This is a genomic window from Desulfurellaceae bacterium (assembly GCA_021296095.1).
Lineage (GTDB): Bacteria > Desulfobacterota > Binatia > Bin18 > Bin18 > JAAXHF01.
Genome location: JAGWBB010000026.1, coordinates 1 through 23,579, shown reverse-complemented (window position 1 = coordinate 23,579; position 23,579 = coordinate 1). Strand labels below are relative to the sequence as shown.

General features: G+C 62.8%; 26 protein-coding genes and 1 tRNA gene. 19 read left to right on the top strand and 8 right to left on the bottom strand.

Annotation, left to right across the window (positions count from 1 at the left end; translation table 11 throughout):
• Positions 1-32 precede the first annotated feature (32 nt).
• Entirely contained in the window at positions 33-1,859 is a 1,827-nt protein-coding gene (gene dnaX / locus J4F42_08260; GenBank protein ID MCE2485490.1) for a DNA polymerase III subunit gamma/tau, read from the bottom strand.
• Between the two features lie 152 nt (positions 1,860-2,011).
• A tRNA-Ser gene (locus tag J4F42_08255) sits at positions 2,012-2,098 on the bottom strand.
• 172 nt (positions 2,099-2,270) lie between these two features.
• Between J4F42_08255 and J4F42_08250 the strand changes: the two genes are divergently transcribed.
• From J4F42_08250 to J4F42_08200, 11 genes are read left to right on the top strand one after another with little or no spacing between them, the layout of a single operon-like run.
• Positions 2,271-2,624: an NADH-quinone oxidoreductase subunit A gene (locus J4F42_08250; protein MCE2485489.1), complete on the top strand. Its 354-nt coding sequence runs from the start codon at positions 2,271-2,273 to the stop codon at positions 2,622-2,624.
• A 22-nt stretch (positions 2,625-2,646) separates the two neighbouring features.
• The gene (locus tag J4F42_08245; protein MCE2485488.1) at positions 2,647-3,147 is read left to right on the top strand and encodes an NADH-quinone oxidoreductase subunit C; all 501 of its coding nucleotides are present in this window, start codon (positions 2,647-2,649) and stop codon (positions 3,145-3,147) included.
• A 1-nt stretch (position 3,148) separates the two neighbouring features.
• Complete coding sequence (locus J4F42_08240) at positions 3,149-4,357, top strand: NADH-quinone oxidoreductase subunit D (protein MCE2485487.1); 1,209 nt, start codon at positions 3,149-3,151, stop codon at positions 4,355-4,357.
• Between the two features lie 22 nt (positions 4,358-4,379).
• Positions 4,380-4,862 (top strand): NADH-quinone oxidoreductase subunit NuoE, encoded by a 483-nt coding sequence (gene nuoE / locus J4F42_08235; GenBank protein ID MCE2485486.1) that lies wholly within the window; start codon positions 4,380-4,382, stop codon positions 4,860-4,862.
• Between the two features lie 7 nt (positions 4,863-4,869).
• Positions 4,870-5,961, top strand: coding sequence for an NADH-quinone oxidoreductase subunit H (locus J4F42_08230; GenBank protein ID MCE2485485.1), 1,092 nt, complete (start codon positions 4,870-4,872; stop codon positions 5,959-5,961).
• Between the two features lie 3 nt (positions 5,962-5,964).
• A complete protein-coding gene (locus J4F42_08225; protein MCE2485484.1) occupies positions 5,965-6,456 on the top strand; it encodes an NADH-quinone oxidoreductase subunit J in 492 nt (163 codons plus the stop codon).
• Between the two features lie 17 nt (positions 6,457-6,473).
• Positions 6,474-6,776 carry an NADH-quinone oxidoreductase subunit NuoK gene (gene nuoK / locus J4F42_08220; GenBank protein MCE2485483.1) on the top strand — a complete coding sequence of 101 codons (303 nt, stop codon included), beginning with the start codon at positions 6,474-6,476 and terminating at the stop codon, positions 6,774-6,776.
• A gap of 4 nt (positions 6,777-6,780) precedes the next feature.
• Entirely contained in the window at positions 6,781-8,658 is a 1,878-nt protein-coding gene (gene nuoL / locus J4F42_08215) for an NADH-quinone oxidoreductase subunit L (protein ID MCE2485482.1), read from the top strand.
• A complete protein-coding gene (locus tag J4F42_08210; GenBank protein MCE2485481.1) occupies positions 8,652-10,226 on the top strand; it encodes an NADH-quinone oxidoreductase subunit M in 1,575 nt (524 codons plus the stop codon). The genes nuoL and J4F42_08210 overlap by 7 nt, the downstream gene beginning before the upstream one ends.
• Positions 10,223-11,341 (top strand): NADH-quinone oxidoreductase subunit N, encoded by a 1,119-nt coding sequence (locus J4F42_08205; protein ID MCE2485480.1) that lies wholly within the window; start codon positions 10,223-10,225, stop codon positions 11,339-11,341. The genes J4F42_08210 and J4F42_08205 overlap by 4 nt, the downstream gene beginning before the upstream one ends.
• Positions 11,317-11,655 carry a hypothetical protein gene (locus J4F42_08200; protein ID MCE2485479.1) on the top strand — a complete coding sequence of 113 codons (339 nt, stop codon included), beginning with the start codon at positions 11,317-11,319 and terminating at the stop codon, positions 11,653-11,655. Before J4F42_08205 ends, J4F42_08200 begins: the two co-directional genes overlap by 25 nt.
• Here J4F42_08200 and J4F42_08195 read toward each other — a convergent pair.
• The 3 genes from J4F42_08195 to J4F42_08185 are packed head-to-tail and all read right to left on the bottom strand — an operon-like array spanning position 11,649 to position 15,354.
• A complete protein-coding gene (locus J4F42_08195) occupies positions 11,649-13,229 on the bottom strand; it encodes a VWA domain-containing protein (GenBank protein ID MCE2485478.1) in 1,581 nt (526 codons plus the stop codon). The two genes, J4F42_08200 and J4F42_08195, sit on opposite strands and share 7 nt — an antisense overlap.
• Positions 13,226-14,017 (bottom strand): hypothetical protein, encoded by a 792-nt coding sequence (locus tag J4F42_08190; GenBank protein MCE2485477.1) that lies wholly within the window; start codon positions 14,015-14,017, stop codon positions 13,226-13,228. Before J4F42_08190 ends, J4F42_08195 begins: the two co-directional genes overlap by 4 nt.
• A complete protein-coding gene (locus J4F42_08185) occupies positions 14,011-15,354 on the bottom strand; it encodes an AAA family ATPase (protein MCE2485476.1) in 1,344 nt (447 codons plus the stop codon). The genes J4F42_08190 and J4F42_08185 overlap by 7 nt, the downstream gene beginning before the upstream one ends.
• A gap of 156 nt (positions 15,355-15,510) precedes the next feature.
• On the opposite strand from J4F42_08185, the gene pdxH reads away from it, so the two are divergent.
• Positions 15,511-16,089 carry a pyridoxamine 5'-phosphate oxidase gene (gene pdxH / locus J4F42_08180; GenBank protein ID MCE2485475.1) on the top strand — a complete coding sequence of 193 codons (579 nt, stop codon included), beginning with the start codon at positions 15,511-15,513 and terminating at the stop codon, positions 16,087-16,089.
• A 4-nt stretch (positions 16,090-16,093) separates the two neighbouring features.
• On the opposite strand, the gene J4F42_08175 is transcribed toward pdxH, so the two are convergent.
• Positions 16,094-16,744: a nitroreductase family protein gene (locus J4F42_08175; GenBank protein MCE2485474.1), complete on the bottom strand. Its 651-nt coding sequence runs from the start codon at positions 16,742-16,744 to the stop codon at positions 16,094-16,096.
• Positions 16,745-16,840: 96 nt separating this feature from the next.
• Here J4F42_08175 and J4F42_08170 point away from each other — a divergent pair, with 96 nt between their 5' ends.
• Positions 16,841-17,605, top strand: coding sequence for an enoyl-CoA hydratase/isomerase family protein (locus J4F42_08170; protein MCE2485473.1), 765 nt, complete (start codon positions 16,841-16,843; stop codon positions 17,603-17,605).
• 37 nt (positions 17,606-17,642) lie between these two features.
• On the opposite strand, the gene J4F42_08165 is transcribed toward J4F42_08170, so the two are convergent.
• Both J4F42_08165 and J4F42_08160 read right to left on the bottom strand, forming a co-directional pair.
• Positions 17,643-18,038, bottom strand: a complete 396-nt coding sequence (locus J4F42_08165) for a DUF2628 domain-containing protein (protein MCE2485472.1) — start codon at positions 18,036-18,038, stop codon at positions 17,643-17,645.
• Between the two features lie 18 nt (positions 18,039-18,056).
• Positions 18,057-19,280 (bottom strand): MFS transporter, encoded by a 1,224-nt coding sequence (locus J4F42_08160; protein MCE2485471.1) that lies wholly within the window; start codon positions 19,278-19,280, stop codon positions 18,057-18,059.
• A gap of 59 nt (positions 19,281-19,339) precedes the next feature.
• Between J4F42_08160 and J4F42_08155 the strand changes: the two genes are divergently transcribed.
• The 6 genes from J4F42_08155 to J4F42_08130 form a co-directional block, all read left to right on the top strand.
• A complete protein-coding gene (locus J4F42_08155) occupies positions 19,340-20,023 on the top strand; it encodes a glutathione S-transferase family protein (GenBank protein ID MCE2485470.1) in 684 nt (227 codons plus the stop codon).
• A 3-nt stretch (positions 20,024-20,026) separates the two neighbouring features.
• Positions 20,027-20,911, top strand: coding sequence for a DUF1684 domain-containing protein (locus J4F42_08150; GenBank protein MCE2485469.1), 885 nt, complete (start codon positions 20,027-20,029; stop codon positions 20,909-20,911).
• A gap of 31 nt (positions 20,912-20,942) precedes the next feature.
• Entirely contained in the window at positions 20,943-21,899 is a 957-nt protein-coding gene (locus J4F42_08145) for an SAM-dependent DNA methyltransferase (protein MCE2485468.1), read from the top strand.
• Positions 21,838-22,644 carry an N-6 DNA methylase gene (locus tag J4F42_08140; protein ID MCE2485467.1) on the top strand — a complete coding sequence of 269 codons (807 nt, stop codon included), beginning with the start codon at positions 21,838-21,840 and terminating at the stop codon, positions 22,642-22,644. The genes J4F42_08145 and J4F42_08140 overlap by 62 nt, the downstream gene beginning before the upstream one ends.
• 106 nt (positions 22,645-22,750) lie before the next feature.
• The gene (locus J4F42_08135; GenBank protein MCE2485466.1) at positions 22,751-23,167 is read left to right on the top strand and encodes a nucleotidyltransferase substrate binding protein; all 417 of its coding nucleotides are present in this window, start codon (positions 22,751-22,753) and stop codon (positions 23,165-23,167) included.
• Positions 23,164-23,579: nucleotidyltransferase domain-containing protein (locus tag J4F42_08130; GenBank protein ID MCE2485465.1), on the top strand; the 416-nt coding region annotated here is incomplete at its 3' end. The genes J4F42_08135 and J4F42_08130, both read left to right, overlap by 4 nt.

Genomic DNA, 23,579 nt, shown 5'->3' with positions numbered 1-23,579 from the left:
GCGGACGCTGAGGTTTTCTGCTCAGGGGCGTATCATTGCCCGCCCTGGCGACCGCTGCCGCCCCGGATACGGGTCTTCTGGACTTCTCCGCCCAGCACGTCGAGCACGGTTCGGACCAGCGGGTCTTCGTCCGTCGCCGCTGGACTGCCGGAACGCGTTCCGGCTGGTCCGTCGGCAGGGCTGGCCGCAACCGGCGGCGACCCGTTTGGGGACGCCGGAGCGGCCGTACCGTTTGGCTCAGTTTGTGTGGCGGCCTGTGGCGGCTCGCCCTTGGTGACCGCAATCCTCAGCGGCCGACCAAAGACCCGGCCTGCGGCCTCTTCCAGAATCGTGCGGTTCTCTTGGCGGGTGAGTTCTTTGAAATACGGCTCTTTGCGCACCCCAATGGTCAGCACGGTCTGATCGAGGTCGTGCAGCTGACCCGATTTGAGGGCAAAAAACAGCGACAGCTTGTCCTTTTGGACTGCGGCCAACAGGCGCTCCCAAGGGTCTTCGTTGCCGGGGCTGGGCGGAGAGTCAGGAACCGGCTGTAAGTGGGGCGTTTTGGTCGGGGGGGGCGTGTCGGGCCTCAGGCTGGGGGCGGGTGGCGCGGACGGGCGTGGATCGGACACCAAAGAGTCGGCCGGGTCTGACTTGGGCGCGACAGCCGGTCTTGGCTCCTGCGCACCGGCCGGGGGGGCGAGGGCGGGACGCCCTCGGTCCAGGTTTGGGCTGGTGAGTTGCTCGCCCAGCGCCCGAAGCTGGGCCAGGGCCTCGTCAATCGGCATGACCGGCGGCTGGCTGGCCAGCTTGACCAGGCTCATTTCGACCGCCAGCTGGGGATAGGCGGTCTGGTTGATCTCTTCCTCGGCCCGCAACAGCAGACTGAACAGACGCTGGATGTCTTCGAGCGAGCGCTTGGCAGCCTGGTCCTGGACCGCGGTGACTTCATGGTCGGGCAGGTCGCTCAGCACGGCCGGGTCGGCGCACACCTTGATGATGACCAGATGGTGAAAGTGTTCCAGCAGATCGCGGCACAGCCGACGCGGATCGTAGCCGTATTCGTACAGATCGCCGGCGATGCGCAGCACCGCAGCCGGGTCGTTGGCCAGGATGGCCTCGACAATCTGAAACAGGACCTGGCGGTCGGCCACCCCGAGCGCCTGGCGGACGGTCTGGGCGTTGACCTGACCGTCACCCCAGGTCACGACCTGCTCAAGCAGCGACTCGGCATCCCGCAGACTGCCGTCCGCCTCACGCGCGATCAGGGACAGGCCGACCTCGTCGCACGCGAAGCCTTCGTGCTCGGCCAGGGCGCTCAGCTGGCCGAGCAAATCGCGCAGCGGAATCCGTTTGAAATCGTAGCGCTGGCAGCGCGACATGATCGTGGCCAGAATTTTCTGGACCTCGGTGGTGGCAAAGATGAACTTGACGTGGGCCGGCGGCTCCTCCAGGGTTTTCAGCAGGGCGTTAAAGGCCGCGTTCGACAGCATGTGGACTTCGTCGATAATGACCACCCGGAAGCGGCTCTTGGCCGGGCGGTATTGCACCCCTTCGGTAATATCGCGGACGTGATCGACCCCGGTATGCGAGGCGCCGTCAATCTCCAGCACGTCGATTGAGCTGCCGGCGGTAATCTCGGTGCAGTTGCTACAGCTGTTGCAGGGCTGGGGCGTCGGTCCGCCCTCACAGTTCAGAGCCTTGGCCAGCAGCCGGGCGATGGTCGTCTTGCCGACGCCACGCGGGCCGGTGAACAAGAACGCGTGGGCGATCCGGCCGCTCTGAATCGCGTTCTGCAGGGTCCGGGTCACATGCTCCTGGCCAACCACCTGATCGAAGGTCTGGGGCCGCCACTTGCGGGCGAGGACGAGATAACTCATGGCTAGCAACGCTGCGGAGAGCCGCCCTTCTGCCGTCAGTGGTGATAGCTAGGCTACCCTGCGGCACAGAGATGAAATCGGTACCGCTGCTTCCTTCCGGACCTGACGGGGTTCCCGAACTCCCTTGCGCAGGACCTAGCTATCACCACTGACGGAGAGGGAGGGATTCGAACCCTCGGTACCGGTAAAGGTACACACGATTTCCAGTCGTGCCCAATCGGCCACTCTGGCACCTCTCCCACATGCGGGGTTGTACCACCTCCGGGTTGGGACCGCAAGAAACTGGGGGCATGACCGTGTCCTGGCTTGACACCCCTGACGGCCTCTGTTTTTATGCCTGCGGCATGCAAAGTGGACGATGATCTCTTCCGGCTCAGTTGGTCATCATCGTCCATTTTGATCGAGGGGAATATGGAGCAGTACGTTCCGGTCCTGATAGCGCTGATCTTAGCCGGGGCGGTGGCGGGGGCCATGGTCTTTGCCAGCACCCTGTTCGGCCCCCGGCAGCATTCCGCAGTCAAAGATGAGCCGTTCGAGTGTGGCAACCCGCCGAGCGGTTCGGCCTGGGGCCGATTCTCGGTCAAGTTCTACCTGGTCGCCATTCTGTTCATCGTGTTTGACCTTGAGGTGGTGTTTCTCTACCCCTGGGCGGTGGTGTTTCGCCGGCTGGGGCTGTTCGGCTTTGTGGAAATGCTGGTCTTTGTCCTGATTCTGGCGGTCGGGCTGGTGTATGTGATCAAAAAAGGGGCACTTGAGTCGGCCTAGGCCGACGACGAGCGAGACGGCCATGGAGCTGCTGAGCAAAGCCGAGAGCGCCTTTTCGGGCAAGATTGTCGAGAGCCATACGCACCACGACAACGCCACGATCGTGCTGGAGCGGGCCGACCTGATTGAGGTGCTGACCCGCCTCAGAGACGACCCCGAGTTTGCCTTGAATATGCTGGTCGATCTGAGCGCGGTCGATTTTTTTGGCCAGGAGCCGCGCTTTGAGGTGGTCTACCACCTGTACTCGCTGCGGCTCAACCACCGCCTGCGGGTCAAGGTCCGGGTGGCCGAGGACGAGGCCTGGCTGCCGTCGGTGACCGCACTGTGGAAGGCGGCCAACTGGCTGGAGCGCGAGGTCTGGGACATGTTCGGGGTGTCGTTCCGGGATCATCCCAAGCTCACCCGGATTCTGATGTACGAAGAGTTTCAGGGCCATCCGCTGCGCAAGGATTATCCGGTCGCCAAGCGCCAGCCCCTGGTCGAAGAGCGCGACCCGATCGCCAACCCGTGGAATAAAAAATAACATGGCACAAGAGGCACCCCCGGCCGCCGAAAGCCTGGACCCGACCTCGGAGGTGATGTCCCTGCAGATGGGGCCGTCCCATCCGGCCACCCACGGCACGATCAAGTTCGACCTGACCCTCGACGGCGAAAAAATCCTTAACCTTGAGACCGAGATCGGCTATCTGCACCGCGGCTTTGAGAAGATGTGCGAGCAGCGCACCTGGAACCACGTTGTGCCCTACACCGACCGGCTGAACTACGCCTCGCCGCTCATCAATAATGTGGCCTTTGCCCTGGCGGCCGAGAAGCTGCTGGAAATCGAGGTGCCGGAACGCTGCCAGTATATTCGGACCATCATGAGCGAGATCTCGCGCATCACCGACCACATGACCTGTCTGGGCATGGCGGCGGCCGAGGCCGGCGCCATCTCGGTCGGCTTCTACATGATGGAAACGCGCGAGCTGCTCTACGACCTGGTCTCGGCCGTGACCGGGGCGCGGCTGACCGTCAGCTATGCCCGGGTCGGCGGGGTGACCCAGGATGTGCCTCACGGCTTTGCCGAGCGGGTGCGCGACACGTTTGGGGATATCGACAAAATCCTGTCCGACTGCGATCAGCTGCTGTCAAAGAACCGGATTTTCATTGAGCGTATGTCCGGGGTCGGCGCCATCTCCCAGCAGGACGCGGTGTCCTACAGCCTGACCGGTCCGCTGTTGCGGGCGACCGGCATCCCCCACGATATCCGTCGCTCCCAGCCGTACCTGGTCTACGACCGGCTCGACTTCGATATTCCGACCGGCACCCAGGGCGACAATTACGACCGCTTTGCGGTCCGCTTTGAAGAACTCCGGCAGAGCAAGCGCATGATTGAGCAGGCCCTGGAGCAGCTGCCCGAGGGTCCCATCCGGGTTGACGATCCCCGCATCAGCCTGCCCGACAAAAAGGACGTGTACGGCAATATCGAGGGCTTGATGAACCACTTCAAGCTGGTCATTGAGGGGGTGAAAATCCCGCCCGGCGAGGTCTATATCCCGGTCGAGGGGGCTAACGGCGAACTGGGCTTCTACCTGGTCAGCGACGGCAGCGGCCGACCGTACCGGGTCCGGGTTCGTCCGCCGTGCTTCTTTGGCATGGCCGCACTCGGCACGATGCTCAAAGGCCACCTGATATCCGATATCATCACCACCTTCGGCATGGTCAACATGATCGGTGGCGAGTGCGACCGATAGCCAAGGATTCAGCAGATTCGGCATGGCGGTACAATTTTCAGACGCGACCTACCAGCGCTTTGAGGAGACTCTGAGCCACTATCCGACCAAGCAGGCGGCCCTGCTGCCGACCTTCTGGCTGGCCCAGCAGGAGTTCGGCTATCTGAGCCTGGAGGTCATGGAGTATATCGCCCAGCTGCTTGAGCTGTCACCCGCCTATGTGGCCTCGGTGGCCTCGTTCTATACCATGCTGTACAGGAAGCCGATGGGTCGGTTTCACCTCCAGGTGTGTACCAATCTGTCGTGCCGCCTGCGGGGTTCAGACCGGATCGTGGACTGCGTCCAGGACAAGCTCGGCATCGGGCTGGGCCAGACCACGGCCGACCAGGTCTTTTCGCTGAGCGAGGTCGAGTGCCTGGGCTCGTGCGGCACGGCCCCGGTCGTCCAGGTCAATGACGACTATCACGAAAACCTGACCCCGGACCGGGTCGGGCATCTGCTCGACGGTTTAGCCGAGAAAGCCTGACGCGCGCATGCTGGATTTCATCATTTCTTTTGTGCTCACCCTGCTGGTCCTGTTCATGGTCATCAACCTGGGCGGGCTGCTGCTGTGGGTTGAGCGCAAGGGCAGCGCGGTGTTGCAGGACCGGATCGGCGCCAACCGGGCCGCCATTTTTGGCAAGCTGCCGTTCAACTTCGGCCTGATCAACACCCTGGTGGCCGATCCGCTCAAGCTGATCACCAAGGAAGACTTCATTCCGCCCGGGGCCGACCGTGTGTTGCACACCCTGGCCCCGATCATTGCCCTGCTGCCGATTCTGATTACCTTTCTGGTCATCCCGTTCGGGGATGTGCTGGTGATCGGCGAGCGGACCATCACCCTGCAGGCAGCCTCGCTCAACGTCGGCCTGCTGTACGTTCTGGCCATGGTCTCGCTGGGGGTGTACGGCGTGGTGCTGGGCGGCTGGGCGTCCAACAACCGCTGGGCGCTGCTGGGCGGCATTCGCGGCTCGGCCCAGATGATCTCGTATGAGATCGCCATGGGCCTGTCGCTGATCGGGGTGGTGCTGAGCTTTGGTACGCTTGACCTCCAGGTTATCTCGCGCGCCCAGGGCCAGCTGTGGGGCGGGGTGATCCCGGCCTGGGGGATTTTCTTGCAGCCGGTCGCCTTTTTCATCTTTCTGACCGCCGGCATTGCCGAGAGCAAACGCAACCCGTTCGATCTGCCGGAGGCCGAGTCGGAGCTGATCTCGGGCTATTTCACCGAATACTCGGGCATGAAGCAGGCGACCTTCATGCTGGTCGATTTTGTCGAGGTGGTGGTGGTCGCGGCGCTGGTGACGACGCTGTTTTTTGGCGGCTGGCAGGTGCCTTTTCTGGTCCGCGAGGGGTTTCAGTTCCCGGGCGGGCTGAGCATCGGCCTGCCGTCGCTGCTGGTCAGCCTGCTGCAGGTCGGCGCGTTTACCCTCAAGGTCATCTTTTTCTGCTGGCTGCAGATCATGATTCGCTGGACCCTGCCCCGCTTTCGTTACGATCAGCTGATCAGCCTGGGCTGGAAGATTCTGCTGCCGCTCGCGCTGGTCAATGTGATGGCCACCGCCCTGGTCATTCTCCTGGTGGAATAGCGTATGGACCCGATCACGTTTTTTGCCCTGGCCGTTCCGCTGGTCCTTGTCGCCGGCCTGGTGGTGTTGCACCCCAACCCGGTCTACAGCGCCCTGTTTCTGGTCCTGACCCTGTTTCTGCTGGCGGTCTACTATCTGTTTCTGGAGGCCCATATGGTGGCCGTGCTGCAGATCATTGTGTATGCCGGGGCGGTGATGGTCTTGTTTCTGTTTGTGATTATGCTGCTCAACCTCCAGACCGACCCCCAGCCCAGCCTGGGCCGGGGGCTGAGTCGAGTCGCCCTGGGCGGCGGGGCGGTCCTGATCGTCGAGCTGGTGGTGCTGCTCGGCCGGGCGCCGACCCAGGAAACGGCCGAACTGCCGGAAGGATTCGGTACGGTGGTCGGGCTGAGCGAGCGGCTGTTCACCGATTTCCTAATTCCGTTTGAAGTGACCTCGGTGTTGCTCCTGGTGGCCGTGGTCGGCGCGGTGGTCCTGGCCCAGCGCCAGACCTGAGGCTGAAAGCGAAACCCATGGTTCCCCTCAGTTATCACCTCATCCTCAGCGCCATCCTGTTCACCATTGGTGTGATGGGTGTCCTGGTGCGCCGCAACGCGATCATCATCTTCATGTCGATCGAACTCATGCTCAACGCGGTCAACCTGTCCTTTGTCGCCTTTGCCCGCCAGCTGGGTTCCATGGACGGCCAGCTGAGCGTCTTTTTCGTCATGGCCGTGGCGGCGGCCGAGGCGGCGGTCGGGCTGGCGATTGTGCTGCTCGTGTTCCGCGGCAAAGAGACGGTCAATGCGGATGAACTGACCCTGCTCCGGTGGTGAGGCTATGCACGAGGCGCTGAGCGTTCCGCTTCCGTACCTGCGGTTTATCATCCTGCTGCCCCTGCTGGGGGTGGTGTTCCACGTGTTTTACGGTGCCCGGGCGGGCCGCGGGGCGGTCAACGCTATTGGCCCGGGTGTGGTCCTGGCCGCGTTTCTGCTGGCCGTGTCAGCCTTTTTTCAGCTGCCCGACGGCGGGGCGCTGGTTGACCGGATGTTTCCGTGGATTACGGCTGGAGAGCTGCACGTCGACTTTGCCCTGCGGGTCGATGCGTTGTCGGCGGTCATGATCCTGGTCATCACCGGGGTCGGCTTTTTGATCCACGTCTACTCGGTCGGCTACATGGCCGAGGACGCGGACGTGGCGCGCTATTTTGCCTATCTCAACCTATTTACGGCCGCCATGCTGGTGCTGGTCATGGCCGAGAACCTGCTGCTGCTGTTTGTCGGCTGGGAAGGGGTGGGGCTGTGTTCCTACCTGCTGATCGGCTTCTGGTACACCGACGATGAGAAGGCCAGCGCCGGCAAGAAGGCGTTTATTGTCAACCGGATCGGGGATGCCGGCTTTCTGCTGGGGCTGTTTGTGCTGTTCTGGGGTCTGGGGGCGCACGGGGTGTGGAGCCTGTCGTTCACCGATATTCAGGCCAACGCCTCGCTGCTGTCGGTCGGCACGGTGACGGCGGTGTGCGTGCTGTTGTTTATTGGCGCGACCGGAAAGTCGGCCCAGATTCCGCTCTATGTGTGGCTGCCCGACGCCATGGCCGGGCCGACCCCGGTCAGCGCCCTGATCCACGCCGCGACCATGGTCACGGCCGGCATTTACCTGATCGCCCGCCTGCACTTCCTGTACGCGCTGTCGCCCGTTGCGCTGGCCCTGGTCGCCTATATCGGGGCCGGGACAGCCCTGTTTGCGGCCACGATTGCCCTGGTCCAGACCGATATCAAGAAAGTCCTGGCCTATTCGACCGTCAGCCAGCTGGGCTATATGTTCCTGGGCCTGGGGGTTGGCGCCTACGGCGCGGCGGTGTTTCACCTGATGACCCACGCCTTTTTCAAGGCCCTGCTGTTCCTGGGCGCCGGCAGCGTCATCCACGGCATGAGCGACGAGCAGGATATCAACAAGATGGGCGGGCTGCGCCACACCATGCCGACCACCTACTGGACCTTTGCGGTCGGCTGTCTGGCCATTGCCGGGGTGCCCCTGCTGTCCGGGTTTTTCAGCAAAGACCTGATCCTGGAAGAAGCCTACGCCGCCCCCCACGGCTCGCTCGGGCTGTGGCTGCTGGGTACCCTGGGGGCCGGTCTGACCGCGTTTTACATGTTCCGGCTGCTGTTCGTGACCTTCTGGGGTGAGACCCGGGCCGAGCCCGAGGTGGCCCACCATATCCACGAGTCGCCGTCGGTCATGACCGGCCCGCTGATTGTGCTGGCCGGGCTGTCAATCATTGGCGGCTACTTCTCGGTGCCCCATTTCCTGGAGGCGGTGTTTGCGCACCAGCCCGCGCATGTGTCGTTTGTCATCAGGTATCTGCCGACGCTGGTCGGCCTGGCCGGCATCTGGCTGGCGTATGTCTTGTATGTACGCGAGCCGAGCCGGGCCGCCCGGCTGAGCCAGCAGCTGGCCGGTCTGCACGGGCTGCTGCTGAACAAGTACTATATCGACGAAATCTATCAGGCCGTTTTCGTGCGGCCGGTTCTGAGCGCCTCGCAGTGGCTGTGGCAGGTGTGGGACACCCAGGTGATTGATCGGCTGGTGAACGGCACGGCCCAGACGGCCGACGCCAGCGGCTCGGCCCTGCGCCTGTGGCAGACCGGCAATGTCCAGACCTACGCCTTATCGTTTCTGGCCGGAGCCATGCTCATTCTGGGGTATTACCTATGGTAAGCCTGCTCGTCTTTCTGCCCGTGCTGGGCGCCCTGTATGTGCTCTTTGTGCCCAAGGAGCAGGAGACCAGGATTCGCTATGCAGGGCTGGCCACGGCGTTGCTGACCTTTGTCGTGTCGCTGGGCGTATTGGCCGGTTTCGACAGCCAGACGGCCGACTTCCAGTTTGTCGAGCGCTACACCTGGATTGAGGATTTCGGCATCCAGTACTACGTCGGGGTGGACGGCATCAGTCTGTTTCTGGTGCTGCTGACCAGCTTGCTGACCCCGCTGGTGCTGCTGGCCAGCTGGGGCGATGTGCGGCACCGGGTCAAGGAGTATCAGTTCTTTTTCCTGCTCCTGGAGACCGGCATGCTGGGCACTTTTGTGGCCGTTGACCTGTTCCTGTTCTACGTGTTCTGGGAGGTCATGCTGATCCCGATGTATTTCCTGATCGGCATCTGGGGTGGGCCACGCCGCATTTATGCGGCCCTCAAATTTCTGCTGTACACCATGGTCGGCAGCCTGCTGATGCTGGTGGCGATCCTGTATGTGGCCTATCTGCACCACAGCCAGCAGGGGATGGTAACCTTCGATCTGTTGCAGTTGTACCAGCTGGTCATTCCGCTTGACGCCCAGCGCTGGTTGTTCGCCGCCTTTGCCCTGTCGTTTGCAATCAAGGTGCCGCTGTTTCCGTTTCATACCTGGCTGCCCGACGCCCACGTTGAGGCACCGACCGGTGGTTCGGTCATCCTGGCCGGGGTGCTGCTGAAGATGGGTACCTACGGGTTTGTGCGTTTTGCCCTGCCGCTGTTTCCCGCTGCGGCCATAGAGGCGGCCCCGCTGATCATGGCCTTGGCCGTGATCGGCATTATCTACGGCGCGCTGGTGGCCATGGTCCAGCCGGATCTGAAGAAGCTGGTCGCCTACTCCTCGGTCAGTCACCTGGGCTTTGTCGTCCTGGGCCTGTTTGCCTTTAACGTCCAGGCTACCGAGGGCGCCATCTACCAGATGCTGGGCCACGGCCTGTCCACCGGCGCCCTGTTTCTGCTGGTCGGCGTGGTCTACGAACAGCGCCACACGCGGCTGATCAGCGAGTATGGCGGGCTGTGGAAGCAGGTGCCGATCTACGCCTCGGTCTTTCTGTTTGTGATGCTGTCCTCGATCGGTCTGCCCGGTCTCAACGGCTTTGTGGGCGAGTTTCTGATTCTGCTCGGGGTGTTCAAGGCCAGCCCGCTGTTCGGCACGATTGCCGTGTCCGGCATCGTGCTGGGCGCGGTGTACATGCTGTGGATGTTTCAACGGGTCATGTTCGGGCCGGTCACGAATGCGGCCAACAGCGACCTGAAAGACCTCGACCGCAGACATGTGCTGATCTTTGCCCCGCTACTGGCCCTGATGCTGTTCATGGGCCTGTACCCCCGGCCGTTCCTGAGCCGCATGGAAAAGTCGGTTGAGGCGACCCTGGCCCGCATGGAACATGTGACTGCTGCCCTGCACGAGGAGCGATCCTCGGCGCTGTCTGTTCAACGCCTGTCTGTTCAACATCTGGCTGTCAAAGAACAGCCGCAGGGGGTGCCCCTGCCATGACGCCGATTCCCCCGCCGGACATCAACTGGCTGTCCGTTGTGCCGTCCGGGCTGCTGGTCCTGACCGCGATTCTGGTCCTGTTCTGGGATCTGTGGATTCAGGAGGAAGACCGTCCCCACCTGGTATGGCTGACCATCAGCGGCTTTGTGGTCACCGGTGTGGTGTCGTTTGGGCTGTGGGGCCAGGCCGATGCGTCGGGTCCCCTGGCTCTCGACTCCTACGCCCTGTTTTTTAACGGCATCTTCTGTCTGGCCGGGGTGCTGACCGTGCTGATGTCGGGCAGCTATCTGGACCTGACCAAGATCCGCCAGGGGGAGTATTACGCCCTGCTGCTGTTTGCTGCGGTCGGTATGGTGCTGATGGCAGCGGCAACCGACCTGATTACGATTTTTCTGGGTCTGGAGACCATGTCGATTGCGGTCTATGTGCTGGCCGGGATCTGGCATCAGCGTCTGGCTTCAAATGAGGCTGCGCTGAAATACTTTCTGCTCGGTGCGTTTGCCAGCGGTTTTCTGCTGTACGGCATGGCCCTGATTTATGGGGTTACGGGCAGCTTGCAGCTGGCCGTGATTGCCGAGCAGGTGGCGGCCCAGGGGTCCTCGACCCTGTTGCTGGTCGGCATGGGGCTGTTGCTGGTCGGCTTTGGCTTCAAGGTTGCCGCCGCGCCCTTCCACGTCTGGACGCCGGACGTGTATGAGGGCTCGCCAACCACGATCACCGCCTTCATGGCGGTGGGGGTGAAAGCTGCGGCCTTTGCCGCCTTTGCCCGGGTCTTTTTGTACGCGCTGGCGGCGGTCCATGCCGAGTGGCAGGGCGTGGTGTGGGTGATTGCCGTGCTGACGATGACGGTCGGCAACCTGACGGCCCTGGTCCAGACCAACATCAAGCGCATGCTGGCCTATTCGAGCGTGGCCCACGCCGGCTATGTGCTGGTCGCCATGGTGGCCGGCAAAGAGCTGGGCGGCGCGGCCATGATGTATTATCTGGTCGCCTACGGCTTCATGAACCTGGGCGCCTTCGGGGTGGTGCTGAGCCTCAATCGTCAGGACCAACCCAATGAAGAGCTGCGCGATTATCCCTGGGCATGGCCATGGCGATTTTCATGCTGTCGCTGACCGGCGTCCCGCCGCTGGTCGGCTTTACCGGCAAATTTTATGTCTTCAGCGCGGCGGTCGAGGCCGGCTATATTGGTCTGGCGGTCATCGGTGTGCTGAACAGCGCGGTCTCGGCCTACTACTACATCCGGGTGATCGTCACCATGTATATGGAAGAGGGCGACGCCGCGTTCGAGATTGCCGCCCTCCGGCCGGCCCTGAGCGCGGCGATCATCATTGCTGCCGCCGGCACGGTCCTGCTCGGGCTCTTTCCCTCGGCCTCAATCTCGATCGCCCGCGAATCCTTCCTGTCCCTGGGCCGGGACCGCTACTGATTGGCCTGGCTGTAGCCCAGATAGGTTTTGACCTGACCCAGGACAATATGCGGGATGTCTTCCCGGCGCTGGACGGAAAACACCTGGGCGTTTTTCCAGCGGGCGGTTTCTTTCTTGAAGATGGCGGCCGAGTCGGTGTCGCCGATATGCACGACGGTGATCCGGCCGGTCAGTTCCGACAGATAGTCGATCAAGCTTTGCAGATTGGGAATCTGCATGTCGGTAATAAAAAAGATGTCCGGCATGTCGTGTTCAACCAGCCGCAGCAACTCGTCGAGTTCTTCAAACGAAAAGACCGTGCCCCCACCAAAATAGCGGCACAGAGCCTGATAGACCTGTCTGCGCTCGTTACTGAAGTCGAGCAACAGTTTGTCGCCGGCCGGCACGTCGCTGAAGTTGTAGACCGCCACCTGGGCGCCGGCGCGCAGGTAGGCGTCGGCCGCGCAGCCCGCGCCCAGAATCGCGTGACTCAACAGATAGCGCGGGTTGGCCATGCTGCCCGAGGAGTCCAGAATGATGATGCAGTCCGGCACGCCCTCCCGTCGGCCGTAGATCAGACCGTTCTGGTACAACCAGGCCTGAGACAGACCGGGGAAGATCTTGCCAAAGCTGGTCCACACGTCCAGGTCCTGAATCGGCTTGCCCAGCTCCCACGGGGTATGCATATACGGGTCTGAGGAACTGCTCTTGTGCAGCGGCGCCTCGGACACCGGCAGCTGGTACTGCTCGGTCAGCTTCATGTAGTACAGCAGGCCGGTGTCAATCTGTTCGCCACGCCCCCGGCCCATGCCCTCCTGCTCTTCGGCATGCCCCTGGGCGACCAGCTCTTCGTCGAAATCGGCAATCGTGGTACGGAATTCGCGCGGGTTATCGACGTGCAGGGCAAACGCCCGCAGGCCGCGTTCGACCTCGTTGTGGGAGTGCTGCGACAGGCCGTGGCGACCGAGCAGGGCGGTGGGCAGAATCTCGGAGTGCTGGAGTTCCTGGTCGAGAACCGGATGAATCAGCCGGCAAAACCGCCGCATGCTCTCTTCCCAGCGGCGGCGGTCCAGATACGGAATCCGGGCCAGGCGGCGCAGCAGCGGCTCAGGGCCGCTGGCCTCCAGATCCATGCCCCAGATCAGACTATAGAGGGCGGTCATCAGCCGGTCGAGCGGCCGGCCGCTGAGGTGTTGGAGGTGGCGATACACCTGGGGCAGGGCGGTCTCAAAGTCTTTCACACAGTGGGTGTTGGTCACCACGTCGATGAAAATATCGGTCGCCCGCTGGGCGTAATCGCGCCGACCGAGTTCGCTTTTGGCGGCCGCGTACAGGCGCAGCTGGGTGGCAAAGTCCCACGGGCAGCGGGTGTAGTGGGCAATGCCGTGGTCGAGCAGGGCTTCGATCACCTCGGCGATAGGCAGATGCTCGGCCAGCTGCTGGCAAAAGCTGGGGTTGAGAATAATCTGCCGCTGGCGGATATCCACCGCCTCCTGGCTGAGTCCGTCGGTCATCTGGGGCTGGGGCAGCTCGGGAAAAAAATGTTTGCGCCGGGCTCGGGGCCAGACCTCGGCCAGTACCGCCTGGAGGTTCATGCGTCCGCCCGCTCCTTGAAAGAGAGCGGTGCTGTCTTCTTGCCCGGGGATTGGTCAGCACCGCTCTCTTTTTGCTCGCTCGACTCGGCCAGAGCGATCCGCCGCTGGCCCAGATAAACGCTGCCGCCCCGCACCCGACCGACGCCCCGAATCCGGCCGCCAAGGACGTGGATCTCTCCGCCGATCATGTCCTGGCCGACATCTTCGCCGGCGTTATCGGAGATCACTATCTTGCCCCGCTGCAACGCAAACCCGACGCCATGAAAGGCGCTGCCCTGCAAGCTGATTTCTCCGCCGGCCAGCGCCATGCCCAGGAAGTCGCCACACAGACCCTCGATGTCCAGACGCTTGCCGGCGGGGAGTTGATAGCCCAGCAGATGCACCCGGGCCGGCATCCACTGCAGGCGCAGCTGGACCTGGCGGCTGGCGGTCTGGTTGCACAGGGCCGACAGGTACAGGCCGGACAGGCCCCACAGACTGGGTGAGTCGTCCGGCAGATTGTGGGCGGCCGCCGGTGTGTGGAGCTGTTCCAGGCTGAAACAGAAGTCCTCGATGTCGTCGTGGTTGTACGTCAAGCCGGCCACGTGACGCAGCGCGCTCTGATAGGCGCGTTCAACCGGCCGGGGGTCGGGCAGCTGCTCCCAGTCCAGCTCGGTCTGGTCGATATAGGCCGTATAGCTGCCCACCAGCTGTTCCAGAATCGCGTCCCGGACGGCGATGATGCGGTCGAGCGGCAGGCTGCGCTGGCACGGCCGATAGGTCTGGAACTCGGCAAACGGGTTTACCATGCCGTCTCGATTCCCAGGTCGCGCTGAATCTCGGCAAAGATCGGATGGTCGCCCTGGCTCGGCTGCACGTCCTCGCCGGCCAGAATGCGGGCTGCGACCGCCAGCGCGCCCATGATGTCTTCGCGCTGCTCGGCAAAGCGCCGCCAGCTCTCGGCCGTGGCCTGTTTGGCCAGATGCAGCGGCAGGGGGTCGCGGCGGGACTCGCGCTCCCGGGCGGCGACATAGGCGTCTCGCCACTGGGTGCGGTGGGCGAGAATAAAGGGCAGCACCCAGCGCACGTGTTCGGCCTCGACCTGCTCGGCGCCCAGAAACCAGACCAGCGCCTGGGCGTAGCGGCGCAGGGAAATCGGCAGCCGGTTTGAGGCGCAGTTCTGGACCTGGTAGCACAGATAGCCGGTGTAGTGGCAGCCCTCGGGACACTCTTCGTTCGAGCGTTTTTGGCCGTATAAACAGCAGAACGAAAACTCGGCCAGGGCCGTCCGGGCAAAGGCGCTGGCGTCCTGGCTGAAGCCGATGCCGGCAATGTCTTCCCGTACCGCCTGGCGCTCGGCCTTGCCGAAGGTGGTCAGACCGTGGCGGTCGGACAACCACTCGGCAAAACGCTGACAGGCGTCTTCCAGCCGGGCGTCCTGGCCGGCCGACACCTGGTCGTCGCCCAGCACGGCGTAAAAGTCCTGCTCCTGCGCGGGATTGCGCAGCAGGTCTTCTTTGTTCTCCTGTTGGCCGATGAAAAAGGCCAGGTTGGCGCCCGGATGTTTGGACTCGATCATCACGTCAAAGCGGTCGAGCAGGGGCGGGATCAGGGGATGGGTGCCGGGGTCCTGGTAGTTGGCGGTGGCAAACAGGCAGTACTCGTCGTGGAGCAGGAACTGGTTCAGGTACTCCCAGTTGCCGCGGTCAACACCGTCGAGAATCAGGCTCTGTTTGGTCTCGGGCAGGCGGTTGATCTCGTCAATGATCTTGACCGGCAACTGGGCGAAATTGCTCCACACCACATGCTCTTCGCCCTGGTTGAGCTTGCCCAGATTGGGCCGACCGATGATTTTCTCTTCGGTCTGTTCGGGGTGGCCGGCGACCTGGCTGCCCCAGATGACGCCGAGTGGGATGCGGTACAACAGCGAGGCGATGTATTCGGCCGAGGTGGTCTTGCCCAGACCCGGCTCACCGATGATGAGGGCTTTGCCACCCAGCAGCGCGGTCAGCAGACTGAACAGCAGGGTCGAGTTCAGTTTTTCTCCGCCGAGGTCCAGGTCGGGACGGTTCAGGTACAGGTGTTCACCGATAAAGTCGTACACATCACGGACGACATGTCGGGTCTGCTCGCGGGTCTCAGCCATGCGTTCACTCCCAGCTCTCCACGTGGGACGCCCCCGGTGGTCGCCCTGTGTGCGCAGCGTTCAGCGGATTATCCGGTGAAACGCATGGGCGTGTCAACAAAGCCGACGCGGCGCCGTATTTGACAACATTTTGAGCCGGCGGGTATGAAGGGAGGCATGACCCACGATCCGATCCGTCGCTTCCGGCACTGGTTTGCCACGGCCCAGCGCAGAGGAGTGCCCCAGCCCGAAGCCATGGCGCTGGCAACGGTGGGGGAGACGGGCCTGCCCTCGGTCCGCTTCGTCTTACTCAAACACTTTGACGAGAACGGCTTTGTGTTTTTTACCGACGGCCGTAGCCGCAAAGGCCGCGAGCTGCGAGCCACGCCCCATGCTGCGGCCACGTTTTATTGGACCAGCCTGGGCAGGCAGGTGCGGCTTGAGGGCCGGGTTGAGCAGGTCGAGGCGGACATGGCCGATGCCTACTGGCAGACCCGACCCCGCGCCAGCCAACTCTCGGCCTCGGCCTCACGCCAGAGCACAAAGCTGGCCGACCGTAATCTCCTGGTACAACGTCGCCGCCAGCTGGCCCGCCAGTACCGGGCCAGCGCGGTCCCCCGCCCATCCAGCTGGACGGGCTTCCGGCTTATCCCCGACAGCCTGGAGTTCTGGACCCACCGTGACAATCGACTCCACCACCGGGAAGCCTTCGTCCGTACCGGTCGGGGCTGGCGGGTCGGCCTGCTGTCGCCCTGACCGGTCAGGCTCTGGTATTGCCCCACTCGTCCCAGTGGATGACTTCTTCGACCGGCTTGCGGGTGACCGGCCCGAACTTCCCCTGGGGATAGCCCATCGGGATCAACGCCGCCACTTCCATATCGTTCGGAATATGCAGCTTCTCCTTGAGTTGATCCTCAAAGAAGCAGTGGATGGTCGTCAGCGTTGCCCCCACACCCAGAGCGCGACAGGCCAGCAGGATATTCTGGACGGCGGGAAAGATGGAGCCGTAAATCACCACCCGACTGGCCCGCTCATTGCCCATTGAGGCGATGGGCGGATAGTGGTCACGGGTACACGCCAGCAGCAGGGCCGGCGCCTCGTCCATGTGGGCGGCCAGGTGAGAGGCGGCGTTCAGCATGCGCTGCTGGGGGGCCGGCATATCGTCGTAGTTGAGCGTGCCGCCGCCCCGCATCTGCTGCCAGGTATTCCAGTAGTAATCCCGAATGAAGCGCTTGCGCTCCGTGTCCTGGACGATGATGAAGGCCCAATCCTGCATATTGCCGCCGCTGGCGCACCGAATACCGGCGTCAATGATTTTTTTCAGGGTGTCTTCCGGGATCGGGTCGGGTTTGAGCCGGCGCATGGCGCGGGTGGAGTACATGATCTCAAAAATTCCGGGTTCGTCGGCCATGAGGGTTTCCTCCTTGTGTGCTAGGCTTGTCTCTCCTATAGCCGTCCCGCGCCGGGCTGAACAGGGGCGGACGATATTTTTTAAGGAAAGACACCGATGTCAGACGAGATTGTGTATGAAAACCGTGGACAGGTCGCCGTGGTGACGATCAACCGGCCGGCGGCGCGCAACGCCATCAATAGCGGAGTGCGGGAGGGGCTGGCGGCCGCCTGGCAACGCTTTGAGAACGATGCCGACGCCCGCGTCGCCATTCTGACCGGCGCGGGTGAGAAGGCCTTTTGTGCCGGGGCCGACCTCAAGGAGATGGCGCTCAAGAAGCTTGGCCGCCTGCCGCGTAATTTCCTGCCAACCCTGAACGTCAACACGCAGCTCAGCAAGCCGGTGATTGCTGCGGTCAACGGGGTGGCGTATGCCGGCGGCTGGGCCTTGGTGCAGATGTGCGACCTGGTTGTGGCGGCTGAGACCGCCCGGTTTGCGATTACCGAGGCCAAGGTCGGTCGGGGGATGCCGTGGGCGGTACCGCTGATGCATATGATCCCCCAGAAGATCTTGCTCGAAATCCTGCTGACCGGCGAGCCGATCAGCGCCCAGCGGGCGTATGAGATCGGTTTTGTGAACCATGTCGTGCCGGCCGAGCAGGTCATGCCGCGTGCCCTGGCGCTGGCCGAAACGATTGCCGAGAATGCCCCGCTGACCGTCGCTGCGGCCAAGGAGATGGTGTATATGACGACGGATATGGGTCGGCAGGCCGGGCTTGAGGCTGCCCGGCATCTGTTCGATGCGGTGTATCGGAGCGAGGATGCCCAGGAGGGGCCGCGCGCCTTTGCCGAGAAACGCAAGCCGCAATGGCGGGGCAGGTGACAGTCCGGCTTCCCGGGCTTCGTCAGGCTTGTCTCTCCTACAGCCGTCCCACGCCGGGCTGAACAGGGGCGTTTGATTTCTGCTTCAAGTAGAGAGCCGTCGCTCCCTCTGGGTTTTCTGCGGTCCGGGTCTCTTTGTAATCATACCCGCGCGATTGCAGATTGTTTTCACGCCAGCGGTTGCCGTTTACGCCAAAGATAAAGCGCAGAACGATTTCTATGACGGCAATGACGTCAAGTATCGCTGATTCATAGAGCGCCTCATCAGGGAGCAAGAATGCGAGGAAGGAGAAAGCGAAAACGCAACCGCCCAACCACCACATTTTCTTAAACAGTGCCCATATCACAGGAAAGAAGAAGGCCGGCCATGACCAGCCCAGCTTCACCGCCTCAATGTTGCCGGCCGGATGCTCAAATATCCTGTAGTGCTTCATCGGGCTTTCCTTGCTTTCTTAGCCCGCCCGTGGCCCGGTTTCTTTCAGCGCGATGAACAGCAGGCCGGCCAGCGCATAGCAGCCGCCCCAGAACAGAAAGCCGGCCAGCGGGTTGAGTTCGACCAGGCTCATGCCGACGATCGGCGACAGCATGCCGCCCAGATAACCAGCGGTCAGCGCGATGCCGACCGCCGAGCCAGCCAGGATCGGACCCACCCCCTTCATTTCCAGCGGCACGACAAAGGCAATCGGGCCCACCCCGCCCAGCAGACCCCACACAATGGCGACAACCCACAGGGAGTAGCCGGTGGCATAGGCGGCCAGAATCATGCACGCCCCGGAGATCAGCATGCCCGGGATATACAGGGGTTTTCTGAGCCCAATCCGGTCGGACACAGTGGGCAGGATGAGACTCCCGACCACAAAGGCCCACAGCAGCAGCGACACCACAAAACCCGCCTCTATCTGGGTCATGCCCTGCTCCTCAACAAAATAGGTCGGCACATAGCCGATGATGCCAATATAGCCGCCCAGAAACAGCATGTAACAGCCGGCCAGAATCCACACGTCCCGGACCCGCAAGACCTGGCGGATTGCCGCCACAGCACCCAGGCTGGATTCTCCGGCGTCGGTCGTGTGTGAGGCGTCGGCTGGGGGCGTGGCCGGCGCGCGGTCTTTGACCGTCAGCAGCCACAGCACGCCCAGCGCAATAGACGTAAAGCCCAGCACATGGGTCAGGGGGCGCCAGCCGCCAAGCAGGCCCAGCACCAGCGGCGTCAGGACGGTGGCCAGAGCCCCGCCCATCCCGTAGCCGGCCTGGGACACCCCGTTGGCCAAGCCGAACTCCTGGGGCGGGAACCACATGCCCAGGGCCTTGGGGACGTTGGGGAAGGTCAGGGCCAGGGCAATCCCGAACAGAAACATCCAGGCGTACATGGACAGGAAACCGGACGCCGTGGCGCGCAAGACCAGGGCGGTTCCCATCAGTACGACTCCCAGGCCGACGATGCGCCGAATGCCGAAGCGGTCGCCCAGGACCCCGCCCACAATGGCCGCCAGCGTCGTGCCGAACGCGATCGCCGACCACAGCGAGCCCCAGTCTGCCAGGCTCAGGCCAAGGTCGGCTCGAACCTGGGGAACAACCATGACGATGTAGGTCCAGCCCATGCCAAAGGTAAAAGTGAACACCAGAACGCTGGCGGCCAACACCCACCAGCGATACGCAAGCTTTTCCTCCGCCATGCGCCCTCCTTGATTCTGCGTCCCTCTCTCCTATACTGCCCACAGATTGGAGACAAGCGATGGCCGGCGAATATCAGCACCTGACCGTCTGGGGCGGAGGTACGACCCGCACAATGCGGGTCCACTGGGTTTTGTACGAACTCGGCATCACCGACTATGAGCGGCGTCTGATCGGCTCCCGAACCGGAGAGACCCAGACCCCGGAGTACCTGGCCTTGAACCCGCGCGGAAAAATTCCGGTCCTGGGCGACCGCGATCTTGTCCTGGCCGAGAGTGCGGCCATTGTCACCTATCTGGCCGACACCTATGGCCGGGAGACCGACCTGGTGCCTCCGCCCCACTCGCGCCAGCGGGCGGTGTACGATCAGTGGTGTTTTTTCATGATGACCGAGCTGGACGCTCACACCCTGTATGTGATACGCCGCCACCGTGATCTGGCCTCGCTGTACGGAGAAGCCCCCAACGCCATCACCGCTGCACAAGAGGGCTTTGCCCGGCAGGTCGCCGTTATTAGCCAGGCCCTCCAGACCGGCGGACCCTATCTGTTAGGCGACACCTTTACCTGTGCCGACATCATTCTGACCAGCTGTCTGACCTGGGCGGATGCCTACAAGCAGCCCCTGGACCAAGTCTTGCTGGACTATACGGCCCGCCAGACGGCGCGGCCCGCCTATCAACGTGCGGCCGCCCTCAACTACCCGCCCGCCCTGCGTGGCACGCCGCTGTACCCGTCTCAGGACTAGGCCATGCGCGTCCTGCTGCTTGCGGTTTGCCTGGCCGGCCTGCTGCTGCCCGCACCGGCGATCGGTCAGCAGCAGACGTACACGCAACGCATCGAGACCTGGCGTCAGGAGCGCGAGGCGGGTCTCAGGTCGGAGACCGGCTGGCTTACCATAGCCGGCCTGCACTGGCTTCAAGCCGGCGACAACCGGGTCGGCAGCGCTGCGGACAACGACATTGTCCTGCCGGCTGACGCGGCGCCCGCCCATGTCGGCGTCTTCCGGCTTGAGCACGGTACGACGACGTTTCAGGCCGCGCCGGGGGTTGAGGTTTTTCAGCACGGGGAAAAAGTCCAGACCGCCAGCCTGGGGGTGGGCGCCGTCTCGGACGCGCTCAGCATAGGCCGGCTGAGCCTGTGGGTGCACACCAGCGGGCAGCGCTTTGCCCTTCGGCTCAGAGACCCCGACCACCCGCTGCGCAAGACCTTCACCGGTCTGCGCTGGTTTCCCGTTGATGCGGCCTACCGGGTCGAGGCACGCTTTGAGCCCTACGAGCGCCCCAAGTCAGTCACCATGCTCAACATCCTGGGCGATCTCGAGCGTTTCCAGAGTCCGGGCCAGGTCGTCTTTGCACTGCGCGGGCAGACCGTGCGCCTGGAGCCCGTCGTCGGGGGACCGAACGAGTTGTTCTTTGTGTTTCGGGACGCAACGAGCGGCACAGAGACCTACGGGGCGGCCCGCTTTCTGCACGCCCCGCTGCCGCGCGACGGCCGGCTGGTCCTGGATTTCAACACCGCCTACAACCCGCCGTGCGCCTACAATCCCTTCACCACCTGTCCGCTGCCGACCCGGCACAACCGGCTCGGGCTGCGGATTGAGGCGGGCGAGCTGGCCTATCAACAGGAGCCTTAGACCGGCCTCTATTCAAGCGGAAGGAAAGGATGTGGCACGGGGACAGAAGACACGAGACGATCACTCGCAGGCCACCGCCCATGATGCGACGACCGGCTATGAAGTCGAACTCTGGAGCATGGCCGACGCCCTACGCGGCAGCATGGACGCCGCCGAGTACAAGCACGTCGTCCTCGGTCTCATCTTTCTGAAATACATCTCCGACGCCTTCGAGGAGATGCACGCCCGTCTCGAAGGCGAGCAGGACCAGGGCGCCGACCCCGAAGACCCGGACGAGTACCGCGCCGAGAACATTTTCTGGGTGCCGCCCGAAGCACGCTGGGGGCATCTCAAGGCCCAGGCCCGGCAGGCCACAGTCGGCCAGCTTGTTGACAGCGCCATGACCGGCATTGAGCGCGACAACCCGGCGCTCAAAGACGTATTGCCCAAGGACTACGCCCGCCCGGCGCTCGACAAGCAGCGGCTCGGCCAACTCATCGACCTCATCAGCAATATCCAGGTCGGCGACGCCGCGGCCCGCTCCAAGGACGTGCTGGGCCGCGTGTACGAATACTTTCTGTCGCAGTTCGCCAGCGCCGAAGGCAAGAAGGGCGGCGAGTTCTACACCCCGCGCTGCGTGGTCAAGCTGCTGGTCGAGCTGCTGGAGCCCTATCAAGGCCGGGTGTATGACCCGTGTTGCGGCTCCTCCGGCATGTTCGTGCAGTCGGTCGAGTTCATCCGCGCCCATCAATCTGGCAACGGCAATGGTGGCGGCGCACCGCAGGGCATCAAGGCCGACATCTCAATTTATGGCCAGGAGTCGAACTACACGACGTGGCGGCTGGCAAAGATGAACCTCGCCATTCGCGGCATCGAGGGCCAGATCGCCCACGGCGACACCTTCCACACCGACCGTCACCCCGACCCCCGACCTCAAGGCCGACTTCATCCTGGCCAACCCGCCCTTCAACATCTCCGACTGGGGTGGCGAACGGCTGACCGAAGATAAGCGCTGGCAGTACGGCGCCCCGCCCAAGGGCAACGCCAACTTCGCCTGGGTGCAGCATATCGTCCACCACCTGGCACCGGCCGGTACGGCCGGCTTCGTGCTGGCCAACGGTTCCATGTCGTCCAACCAGTCGGGCGAGGGGCACATCAGAAAAAGCCTGATCGAAGCCGGGCTGGTGGACTTCATGGTGGCGCTCCCCGGCCAGCTCTTCTATTCAACCCAGATTCCGGCCTGCCTGTGGTTTCTGGCCCGCAACCGCAAAAACAGACAGTCCAGCGGCCGGCACGGCGAAATCCTGTTCATCGACGCCCGCAAGCTTGGCCGCATGGTGGACCGCACCCACCGTGAACTGACCGACGCCGACATCGCCCGCATCGCCGACACCTACCACGCCTGGCGCAACTTCCCCTCTTCTCCCTCGCAGGTAGAGTCTCCTCCTACTCCCTCTCCCTTGAAGGGAGAGGGCCGGGGTGAGGGTGTCAACGCCTACGCCGACACCCCCGGCTTCTGCAAGAGCGCCTCCCTGGCAGAGGTACGCAAGCACGGCTATGTGCTGACCCCCGGTCGCTACGTTGGCGCGGAGGCGCAAGAGGCCGACGACGAGCCGTTCGAGCACAAGATGCAACGATTGGTGGCGCAACTGAGGGAACAGCAAGCCGAAGGTGCAAAGCTGGATGCGGCCATCGCAGAGAATCTGAGGCATCTTGGTTTTGGCGGCGGTGGAGAGTTAAAGAAGTCCAACTGAGACACTGGTCACTGAGATTCAGAAACAGAGGCCGAATACATTGATAAGAGCCAGTATACGCGAGCAGCTGCGATGGCCTGATTGGCGAGGAATCTGAGGTGGTCCTGTGATCGCTTACGACAAGTTTCAGCTGTCCCTCAAGCGCCTTGAGGTGCAGCACGCAAACTACCAAAACCTCGACGCTACTCTCTCCGAGCTTAACAAGGAAGCCGTCGCTGAGTCTGTCATCCAGCGTTTTGAAACCTGTTATGACAGTCTGTGGAAAGTTCTCAAACGCTATCTACAGGAGGAATTGGGCATTCCTGATGTTCCCAACAGCCCGAAGCGGATTTTCCAACTGGCGTCTGAAAATGAATTATTTTCATCACCGATTGAGCAATGGCTGAAATACATGGATGCCCGGATCGGAACGACACATGACTACAGCGGCAGGAAGGCGGATTTTGCGCGCGAGCTGATGAGTGATTTTATTGACGATGCCATTGGCCTATATCAAACCATGACCCAAGAGACATGGGAATGAACAACGCCATCGACATTACTGCCGCTCAGCGCAAGATCATTTTGGCCTTGCTCAGAAAGCATCTGCCGAATACCACCGCCTGGGTGTACGGCTCCCGCGCCACATGGAACGCGCGCCCACAGTCCGATCTGGACATGGTGGTCTTCACAACACCGGCGCAGGAGCGTGGAGTTTCCGCTCTCCGGGATGCTTTTGAGGAAAGCGCCCTGCCGTTTCGGGTGGATCTCTTCGTGTGGGACGCCGTCCCCGAGTCGTTCCACAAACAGATTGAAGCGGAGCATGTGGTGCTAGTGGAGAAGGAAGAGCAGGGTGGGACGGGGGAGCAACTGTTTGACCCTCTCCCTGAGGATTGGGAATACACCACGCTCGGGATCGCTTGTCATCGCGGCGGTGGGGATATCCAAACGGGACC

What these genes read in the sequence shown, in the direction of transcription:
- dnaX (MCE2485490.1), bottom strand. Translation starts at nt 1,859, where the DNA reads ATGAGTTATCTCGTCCTCGCCCGCAAGTGGCGGCCCCAGACCTTCGAT.
- J4F42_08250 (MCE2485489.1), top strand. Translation starts at nt 2,271, where the DNA reads ATGGAGCAGTACGTTCCGGTCCTGATAGCGCTGATCTTAGCCGGGGCG.
- J4F42_08245 (MCE2485488.1), top strand. Translation starts at nt 2,647, where the DNA reads ATGGAGCTGCTGAGCAAAGCCGAGAGCGCCTTTTCGGGCAAGATTGTC.
- J4F42_08240 (MCE2485487.1), top strand. Translation starts at nt 3,149, where the DNA reads ATGGCACAAGAGGCACCCCCGGCCGCCGAAAGCCTGGACCCGACCTCG.
- nuoE (MCE2485486.1), top strand. Translation starts at nt 4,380, where the DNA reads ATGGCGGTACAATTTTCAGACGCGACCTACCAGCGCTTTGAGGAGACT.
- J4F42_08230 (MCE2485485.1), top strand. Translation starts at nt 4,870, where the DNA reads ATGCTGGATTTCATCATTTCTTTTGTGCTCACCCTGCTGGTCCTGTTC.
- J4F42_08225 (MCE2485484.1), top strand. Translation starts at nt 5,965, where the DNA reads ATGGACCCGATCACGTTTTTTGCCCTGGCCGTTCCGCTGGTCCTTGTC.
- nuoK (MCE2485483.1), top strand. Translation starts at nt 6,474, where the DNA reads ATGGTTCCCCTCAGTTATCACCTCATCCTCAGCGCCATCCTGTTCACC.
- nuoL (MCE2485482.1), top strand. Translation starts at nt 6,781, where the DNA reads ATGCACGAGGCGCTGAGCGTTCCGCTTCCGTACCTGCGGTTTATCATC.
- J4F42_08210 (MCE2485481.1), top strand. Translation starts at nt 8,652, where the DNA reads ATGGTAAGCCTGCTCGTCTTTCTGCCCGTGCTGGGCGCCCTGTATGTG.
- J4F42_08205 (MCE2485480.1), top strand. Translation starts at nt 10,223, where the DNA reads ATGACGCCGATTCCCCCGCCGGACATCAACTGGCTGTCCGTTGTGCCG.
- J4F42_08200 (MCE2485479.1), top strand. Translation starts at nt 11,317, where the DNA reads ATGGCGATTTTCATGCTGTCGCTGACCGGCGTCCCGCCGCTGGTCGGC.
- J4F42_08195 (MCE2485478.1), bottom strand. Translation starts at nt 13,229, where the DNA reads ATGAACCTCCAGGCGGTACTGGCCGAGGTCTGGCCCCGAGCCCGGCGC.
- J4F42_08190 (MCE2485477.1), bottom strand. Translation starts at nt 14,017, where the DNA reads ATGGTAAACCCGTTTGCCGAGTTCCAGACCTATCGGCCGTGCCAGCGC.
- J4F42_08185 (MCE2485476.1), bottom strand. Translation starts at nt 15,354, where the DNA reads ATGGCTGAGACCCGCGAGCAGACCCGACATGTCGTCCGTGATGTGTAC.
- pdxH (MCE2485475.1), top strand. Translation starts at nt 15,511, where the DNA reads ATGACCCACGATCCGATCCGTCGCTTCCGGCACTGGTTTGCCACGGCC.
- J4F42_08175 (MCE2485474.1), bottom strand. Translation starts at nt 16,744, where the DNA reads ATGGCCGACGAACCCGGAATTTTTGAGATCATGTACTCCACCCGCGCC.
- J4F42_08170 (MCE2485473.1), top strand. Translation starts at nt 16,841, where the DNA reads ATGTCAGACGAGATTGTGTATGAAAACCGTGGACAGGTCGCCGTGGTG.
- J4F42_08165 (MCE2485472.1), bottom strand. Translation starts at nt 18,038, where the DNA reads ATGAAGCACTACAGGATATTTGAGCATCCGGCCGGCAACATTGAGGCG.
- J4F42_08160 (MCE2485471.1), bottom strand. Translation starts at nt 19,280, where the DNA reads ATGGCGGAGGAAAAGCTTGCGTATCGCTGGTGGGTGTTGGCCGCCAGC.
- J4F42_08155 (MCE2485470.1), top strand. Translation starts at nt 19,340, where the DNA reads ATGGCCGGCGAATATCAGCACCTGACCGTCTGGGGCGGAGGTACGACC.
- J4F42_08150 (MCE2485469.1), top strand. Translation starts at nt 20,027, where the DNA reads ATGCGCGTCCTGCTGCTTGCGGTTTGCCTGGCCGGCCTGCTGCTGCCC.